Genomic DNA, 8,426 nt, shown 5'->3' on the forward strand with positions numbered 1-8,426 from the left:
CGCGGCGGGGCGCGGGGAGGAGTTCCCCGCGCCCCGTCGTCGTTGGGTGCCGGGTCAGCCGGTGTTGCGGAGGCCGGCGGCGACGCCGTTGACGGTGAGCAGCAGGGCGCGGGCGAGGAGCGGGTCCTCCTCCTCGCCGCGTTCGGCTGCCTGGCGCTGGCGGGCGAGCAGGGAGACCTGGAGGTAGGAGATCGGGTCCAGGTAGGCGTCGCGGATGGCGAAGGTCTGCTGGAGCACCGGGTTGCTGTCGAGCAGCTTCTCGCCGCCGGTGACGCGCAGGACTTCCTGCACGGTGAGGGCGTGTTCGGCCTCGATGGCGTCGAAGACGTGCTTGAGCTCGTCGGGGACGAGGGTGTCGACGTAGTGCCGGGCGATGCGCAGGTCGGTCTTGGCGAGCGTCATCTCGACGTTGGAGAGGAAGTTGCGGAAGAAGTGCCAGTGCTCGTGCATCTCTTCCAGGACGGTGTCGAGGCCGGCCTCGCGCAGGGCCTTGAGGCCGGAGCCGACGCCGAACCAGCCGGGGACGATCTGGCGGGACTGGGTCCAGCCGAAGACCCACGGGATGGCGCGGAGTCCGTCGAGCGAGATGCCGGAGCCGGGGCGGCGGGAGGGGCGTGAGCCCAGGTGCAGGTTGCCGAGCTGTTCGACCGGGGTGGAGGCGAGGAAGTAGGCCGGGAGGTCGGGGTCCTCGACGAGCTTGCGGTAGGCGGCGTGGGCGGCGTCGGAGACGGTGTCCATGGCCGCGTCCCAGCGGGCGAGGGCTTCGTCGGACTGGCGGGGGGCGGTGTGCAGGGCGGATGCCTGGAGGGTGGCCGCGACGGTGAGTTCCAGGTTTTCCCGGGCGAGGGCCGGGATGAGGTACTTGTCGGAGATGACCTCGCCCTGTTCGGTGACCTTGATCTCGCCTTCCAGGGTGCCCCAGGGCTGGGCGAGGATCGCGTCGTGCGAGGGGCCGCCGCCGCGGCCGACGGTGCCGCCGCGGCCGTGGAAGAGGCGGAGTCGTACGCCGTAGCGGTGGGCGACGTCGCGCAGGCGGCGCTGGGCGCGGTGGATCTCCCACTGGGAGGTGGTGATGCCGCCGAACTTGGAGGAGTCGGAGTAGCCGAGCATGACCTCCTGGACGTCGCCGCGCAGGGAGACGAGGCGCCGGTAGGAGGGGTCGGCGAGCATCTCGTCGAGGATGACGTCGGCGGCGCGGAGTTCGTCGGTGGTTTCCAGGAGCGGGACGATGCCGATCTTGGCCCAGCCGGCGTGGAGGTCGATGAGGCCGGCCTCGCGGGCGAGGACGGCGGCGGCGAAGACGTCGTCGGCGCCCTGGCACATCGAGATGATGTAGGACTCGATGACTTCGGGGCCGAAGCGTTCGAAGGCTTCCTTGATGGTGTGGAAGACGCCGAGGGTCTTCTCGCCGGCGGCGTCGAGCGGGGCCGGGGTGGGTGCGAGGGGGCGGCGGGAGCGCAGTTCCTTGGCGAGGAGCTTCTGCCGGTAGTCGCGGGGCATGTCGGCGTAGCGCCAGGATTCCTCGCCGAGCCGGTCGAAGAGCTGGCCGAGGGTGTGGTGGTGGGCGTCGGCGTGTTCGCGGACGTCCATGGTGGCGAGCTGGAGGCCGAACGCGGAGAGCGTGCGGATGGTGCGGTCCATGCGGCCGTCGGCGACGATGCCGGCCTTGTGGCGGCGCAGGGAGTCCTGGATGAGGGCGAGGTCCGCGACGAGTTCGGCGGTGCCGAGGTAGTCGCAGCCGGGGCGGTGGGGGCGTCCGCTGGCGAGGCGTTCGCGGGTGTTGACCAGCTTCTGGCGGATGCAGGTGGCCTTGAGGCGGTAGGGCTCCTCGGCGTTCAGCCGCTTGTAGCGGGGGCTGATCTCGGGGAGGAGGTCCAGGTCGGCCTGGAGTGAGGCGAGGAGTTCGTCGGTGGCGCCGGTGTAGCGGATGGAGTTGGAGAGCAGGCCGCGGAGTTCGTCGACGAGTTCGAGGGCGTCGGTGATGCCGTGCTCGTGCTGGAGGATGAGGACGTCCCAGGTGACCTTGGGGGTCACGTTGGGGTTGCCGTCGCGGTCGCCGCCGATCCAGGTGCCGAAGGTGAGGGGGCGGGTGCCTGCGGGGAGTTCGACGCCGACGCGTTCGAGCTCGGCGGCCAGGTCCTCCAGGACGTCGCCGACGGCGTTGGCGTGCAGCTCGTCGAGGTAGTAGATGGCGTTCCGGGCCTCGTCGGTGGGCTCGGGGCGGACGACGCGGAGTTCGTCGGTCTGCCAGATGAGGTCGATGTGCTCGGCGAGTCTGAGGTCCTGGCGGCGGCGGTCGGCCTCGATGACCGGGGTTTCCAGGAGGGCGGCGATGCGGCGGAGCTTGTTCAGGACGGAGCGCCGGGCGGCCTCGGTGGGGTGCGCGGTGAAGACGGGGCGCACGTTGAGGTTCTTGACGGTGGCGCGCAGGTGTTCGGGGTCGGCGTCCTTGAGCCGGTCGGCGGTGCGGGCGAGGAGGCCGCCCTCGGCGGACCGGCGGTCGCGCATCTCGTGGGCGCGGTGGACCTGCTCGGTCACGTTGGCCAGGTGGAAGTAGGTGGAGAAGGCGCGGACGAGCTTGGCGGCGGTCTCCAGGCCGGTGTCGCCGAGGAGCTCGGCCGCGGCCTCGCCGTCGGTGCGGGTCAGGGCGCGTACGCGTTCGACGAGGTCGAGGAGTTCCTGACCCTCCTGGCGTACCAGGGTCTCGCCGAGGAGGTCGCCGAGGCGGCGGATGTCGGCGCGCAGCTCGGGGCTGGCGGCGGGGGTCTGGTCGGCACTGCTCACAGTGTGCGGCTCCTTGCAGTGGTTGTGCACGGGACCCGGGGACCGCGGTCGGCGGATGCCGACGCCACCCCGGAAAGCAGGGTGCGGACCGCGCTGTCCGACCTCTCCAGGATAGGTGTCCGTGCTTTCGGTGCTGTTCGCGCCCCGGACGGCCGTCCGTGTTGCCGGGGGGTCCGGTCGGGGTACGCGGAGTGTGTCTACCCGGTATTCGTGCGTCTGTGCGCGGTGTTTCGCCCTCTCGTGGGCGGGCCTCCTCGCTGCCATACTTACGAAGCCGTAGGTTACGGATGCGTAACCACGGTTGTCCGTCCCGTTCTCACCCTCAGGGGACTCCCCATGAAGACCAGCCCCGATGTGATCGAGGCCGCCGCCCCGGCGGCCGGTGATCCGGCTCTTCCCTCCGCCACGCTCGGCGGGGACAACAAGCGGTCGATCGAGCAGATCGCGCTCCTGCTGTTCATCGTCGTGCCGTTCGTGGCCTTGGTGGCGGCGGTGCCGCTGGCCTGGGGCCGCGGTGTGAGCTGGCTCGATCTGGGTCTGATGGTGGCGATGTACTTCATCGGCTGCCACGGCATCACGATCGGCTTCCACCGGTACTTCACGCACGGCTCGTTCAAGGCGAAGCGTCCGCTGCGCATCGTGCTGGCGGTGGCCGGTTCGCTGGCGGTGGAGGGTCCCCTGGTGCGCTGGGTGGCCGATCACCGCAAGCACCACCGGTTCTCGGACGCGGACGGCGACCCGCACTCGCCGTGGCGGTTCGGGGAGACGCTGCCGGCGTTGCTGAAGGGCCTGTGGTGGGCCCACATCGCGTGGATGTTCGACGAGGAGCAGACGCCGCAGCAGAAGTACGCCCCGGACCTGATCAAGGACCCGGCGATCCGCCGGATCTCGCGTCACTTCATGACCTTCACGATCATCTCGCTGGCGATTCCCCCGCTGGTCGGCGGTCTGGTGACGATGTCGTGGTGGGGTGCGGCGACGGCGTTCTTCTGGGGTTCGCTGGTACGCGTGGCGCTGCTGCACCACGTGACGTGGTCGATCAACTCGATCTGCCACGCGGTCGGCAAGCGCCCCTTCAAGTCCCGGGACAAGTCGGGCAACGTGTGGTGGCTGGCGGTCCTGTCCTGCGGTGAGTCCTGGCACAACCTGCACCACGCGGACCCGACGAGCGCGCGGCACGGTGTGATGCGCGGTCAGATCGATTCGAGCGCGCGTCTCATCCGCTGGTTCGAGCAGGCCGGCTGGGCCTACGACGTGCGGTGGCCGGACGATGCCCGTATCGAGTCCCGGCGCAACCGCGCGGCGGCCGACGCGGCATGATGGACGACGTGGCGACCGACTCCAGCGCAGGCAGCGAGAACACCCGTGCACCTTCGTCCCGGCGGGCCCGCCGGGTGCGGATGACCGGGAAGGAACGCCGCGAGCAGCTGCTGGACATCGGTCGCACCCTGTTCGCCGACAAGGGCTTCGAGGGCACGTCGGTCGAGGAGATCGCGGCCCGTGCGGGGGTGTCGAAGCCGGTCGTCTACGAGCACTTCGGCGGCAAGGAGGGGCTGTACGCGGTCGTGGTGGACCGGGAGATGCGCCAGCTGCTGGACATGGTGACGGGTGCGCTGACCGCGGGGCATCCCCGGGAGCTCCTGGAGCAGGCGGCGTTCGCGCTGCTGGACTACATCGAGACGTACACCGACGGGTTCCGCATCCTGGTCCGGGACTCTCCGGTCGCCCAGTCGACGGGCACCTTCGCCTCGCTGATCAGCGACATCGCGACCCAGGTCGAGGACATCCTGGGGCTGGAGTTCAAGGCCCGGGGCTTCGACCCGAAGCTGGCCCCGCTGTACGCGCAGGCGCTGGTGGGCATGGTGGCGCTGACCGGCCAGTGGTGGGTGAACGCGCGCAAGCCGAAGAAGGCGGAGGTCGCGGCCCATCTGGTGAATCTGGCCTGGCACGGTCTGGAGAACCTGGAGTCGAAGCCGCGGCTGATAGGGCACCGCAAGAGCTGACGGCCCGTGGGGGGGCGGGTCCGCGGGCGGGCCGATGTGGCCAAGCCGCAACCTTGATCCATTGCTAAACCACTTCAGTCCCGGTGTGCACAGTTGTAGAGTCTGTGAACATCCCGGGAATGCTTCACCCTTGCACGTACCACGTACTGTGCCCGTGAAAGCGTTTGCCCCGGTTCCACCACTTACCCCTGGGGGGGCTTTGACTTCTGTGGAACCCGGCCGTTCCGTCGTGCGCTCGAAGCGCGCGACCCGGATCGCGGCCTGCACCGCACTCGTTCTCTCCGCCGGCATGCTGCTGGCGGCTCCGGCCTCGGCCGATGACTCGGCGCCCGCTCCGAGCGGCGCCACCGCGCACCTGACCCCCGAGCTCGGCGGGCAGCCGACGCTCACCCTGCCGAAGCGCACGGCGAAGAAGAAGGCCGGCGCCTCGGGCGTGGCCGGTGCCCAGTCCCCGTCCTCGGTCGTCCCGGCCAAGCCGCGCGCGGACCTCGACGGCGACGGCGTCAGCGACATGCTGTACCGGGGCCTGGACGGCAATCTGTACGCCATCACCGACAACTCGGGCTCGCACCCTTACACGATCTTCAGTGACGACGAGTTCGAGACGCCCAAGGACATCATCACGCCGGGCGACCTCGGTGGCGACGGCAAGGCCGAGGTCCTGACGCTGTCGGCGTCGGGCAAGCTCTCGCTCTACCAGAGCTGGGGAGCCGGCGACACCAGCTCCGTCAGCTGGTCGGGCGTCGGCTGGCAGAAGTACAACAAGGTCACCGCCCCCGGTGACCTGGACGGCGACGGCCGCGGCGACCTGCTCGCGCGTACGCCCTCCGGCGACATCTACGTCTACATCTCCACCGGCAACACGTCCACCGCCCCCTTCAAGGCGGGCGTCAAGGTCGGTTACGGCTGGAACGTCTACGACCAGGTCGTGGGCGCCAACGATGTCAACGGCGACGGCCTGGGCGATGTCATCGCCCGTACGCCCGCGGGTGACGTGTACTTCTACGCCGGCACCGGCGACGCGGCGAAGCCCTTCAAGGCGCGCGCCAAGGTCGGCTACGGCTGGGACATCTACAACCAGCTGATCGGCTTCGACGACATCGACGGCGACGGCCTCAGCGACATCGTGGCCCGCAAGCCGGGCGGCACCCTGTACACGTACTACTCGACCGGCTACGGCACCTTCGAGGCGCGCGTCGAGGGCGGCACGGGCTGGAACGCGGCGGCGCTGTTCGTCGGCGCGGGCGGCAACCCGAGCTGGGGCAAGCAGGAGCTGGAGGCGCGTACCAAGGGCGGCAGCCTGTACTGGTACCAGAGCCGGAACAACGGGAACTTCTTCCCGCTCTACAAGGACGGCACGGACACCGGCTGGAACCAGGTGAGCCTGTCGCTGGCCTCCTCGCTGGACAACGACGGCTGGGCCGACCTCCTCCAGGTCTACAAGGGCACGCTCTGGGTCGGCGCCGAGCAGATCGGCTCCGGCTGGCAGGTCTACAACAGCCTGACCGGTCCCGGCGACCTGAGCGGCGACGGCAAGGGCGACCTGCTGGCCCGCGACACCAGTGGCAACCTGTACCTCTACAAGGGCAACGGGCTCGGCACGAAGTTCGCGGCCAAGATCAAGGTCGGCTACGGCTACAACACGTACAACAAGATCGTCGGCGCCGGTGACCTCAGCGGCGACGGCATCGCGGACGTCGTGGCCCGCGACACCAAGGGCAACCTGTACCTGTACAAGGGCACGGGCAACGCCACCAAGCCGCTCTCGGCCCGCGTCAAGATCGGCTACGGCTACAACACGTACAAGCAGTTCGCCGCCCCCGGCGACCTCGACGGCGACGGCTTCGCCGACCTGGTCGGCGTCGACGGCAAGGGCGACATCTACCGCTACTCGTCCACCGGCACCGGCCAGATCGAGAAGCGCGCCAAGATCGGCTACGGCTGGGACATCTTCAACGGCCTGTACTAGGCCGGCGCCCGCATGACCGCGTGACCGCGGTAACCACGCGCCCCGTCCCCGCAGCCGCGGGGCGGGGCGCTGTAATGCCTGGGGGGGCTTTGTCTTCTGTGGAATCCGGCCGTCGCGCCGTGCGCTCGAAGCGCGCGAGCCGCATCGCGGCCTGCACCGCACTCGTTCTCTCCGCCGGCCTGCTGCTGGCGGCTCCGGCCTCGGCCGACGACCCGGCGCCGGGTACGCCGGGCGCGCAGTCCCCGTCCTCCGTCGTCCCGGCCGAGCCGCTGCGCGACCTGGACGGCGACGGGGTCAGCAACCTGCTGTACCGCGACCTGGACGGCATCCTCTACACGTCGACGAAGACGTACGGCACGCACCCGTACAAGATCGACGGCAGCGACCGGTACGAGATGTTCAAGGACATCATCACGCCGGGTGATCTGGACGGCGACGGGAAGCCCGAGATCCTGGCGCTGTCCGCGTCGGGCAAGCTCTCGCTCTTCCGGAGCACCGGCGAGAAGGGCACCGGTCGCGCCACCTGGTCGGGCAACGGCTGGCACAAGTACAACAAGGTCGTCTCACCCGGCGACCTGGACGGCGACGGCCGCGCCGACCTGCTCGCCCGCACGCCCGCCGGTGACGTCTACGTCTACATCTCCACCGGCACCGTGAACAGCGCGCCCTTCAAGCCCGGCGTGAAGGTGGGCTACGGCTGGAACACCTACGACCAGGTCGTGGGCGTCAACGACATCAACCGCGACGGCCTCGGCGACGTCATCGCCCGCACGCCCGCCGGTGACGTGTACTTCTACGCCGGCACCGGCGACGCGGCGAAGCCCTTCAAGGCACGCGTCAAGGTCGGCTACGGCTGGGACGTCTACAACCAGATCATCGGGGTCGACGACCTCGACGGCGACGGCCTCGGCGAGCTCGTCGCGCGCAAGCCGAACGGCGACAGCTATGTGTACGTCCCCATCGGCGACGGCACCTTCAGGGCGCGCGAGGCCGGTTCCACGGGGTGGGACGGATATGCGCTGATCGTCGGCGCGGGCGGCAACCCGGACTGGGGCAAGCACAGGGTGCTGGCCCGCACCAAGGCCGGCGGCCTGTACTGGTACGACTCCCGCAACAACGGGACGTTCCGCCCGCGCGGGCACAACGGTGAGGCGGAGGGCTGGAACGACGTGGGGCTGGCGATGCCGTCGTCCCTCGGCAGCGACGGCCTGGGCGAGCTGCTCCAGAACTACGACGGCTCGCTCTACATCAACGACGAGTTCATCGGCGAGGGCTGGCAGGTCTACAACAACCTGACCGGTCCCGGCGACCTGAGCGGCGACGGCAAGGGCGACCTGCTGGCCCGCGACACCAAGGGCGACCTGTACCTGTACCAGGGCGACGGGCTCGGCCTGAAGTTCGCGGCCAAGGTGAAGGTCGGCTACGGCTACGACACGTACACCGCGCTGGTCGGCGCCGGTGACCTCAGCGGCGACGGCATCGCGGACGTCGTGGCCCGCGACACCAAGGGCGACCTGTACCTGTACAAGGGCACGGGCAAAGCCGCCAAGCCGCTCTCGGCCCGCGTCAAGATCGGCTACGGCTACAACACGTACAAGCAGTTCGCCGCCCCCGGCGACCTCGACGGCGACGGCTTCGCCGACCTGGTCGGCGTCGACGGCAAGGGCGAC

Annotated in this window: 5 protein-coding genes; 4 read left to right on the forward strand and 1 reads right to left on the reverse strand. The window is 69.8% G+C overall.

Annotation, left to right across the window (positions count from 1 at the left end; translation table 11 throughout):
• Positions 1 to 54: 54 nt before the first annotated feature.
• Positions 55 to 2,784: a phosphoenolpyruvate carboxylase gene (ppc, locus tag FKN01_RS15825; protein ID WP_143620824.1), complete on the reverse strand. Its 2,730-nt coding sequence runs from the start codon at positions 2,782 to 2,784 to the stop codon at positions 55 to 57.
• A gap of 336 nt (positions 2,785 to 3,120) precedes the next feature.
• Between ppc and FKN01_RS15830 the strand changes: the two genes are divergently transcribed.
• The 4 genes from FKN01_RS15830 to FKN01_RS15845 all read left to right on the forward strand — a co-directional run.
• Entirely contained in the window at positions 3,121 to 4,104 is a 984-nt protein-coding gene (locus FKN01_RS15830; RefSeq protein ID WP_143620826.1) for a fatty acid desaturase, read from the forward strand.
• Entirely contained in the window at positions 4,101 to 4,787 is a 687-nt protein-coding gene (locus FKN01_RS15835) for a TetR/AcrR family transcriptional regulator (RefSeq protein ID WP_143620829.1), read from the forward strand. Before FKN01_RS15830 ends, FKN01_RS15835 begins: the two co-directional genes overlap by 4 nt.
• A 208-nt stretch (positions 4,788 to 4,995) precedes the next feature.
• Positions 4,996 to 6,756, forward strand: coding sequence for a VCBS repeat-containing protein (locus FKN01_RS15840; RefSeq protein WP_143620859.1), 1,761 nt, complete (start codon positions 4,996 to 4,998; stop codon positions 6,754 to 6,756).
• Positions 6,757 to 6,875: 119 nt separating this feature from the next.
• Positions 6,876 to 8,426 (forward strand): VCBS repeat-containing protein (locus FKN01_RS15845; protein ID WP_260696902.1); only part of this gene is annotated, 1,551 nt, incomplete at its 3' end.

The organism is Streptomyces sp. 130 (genome assembly GCF_007096885.1).
GTDB lineage: Bacteria > Actinomycetota > Actinomycetes > Streptomycetales > Streptomycetaceae > Streptomyces.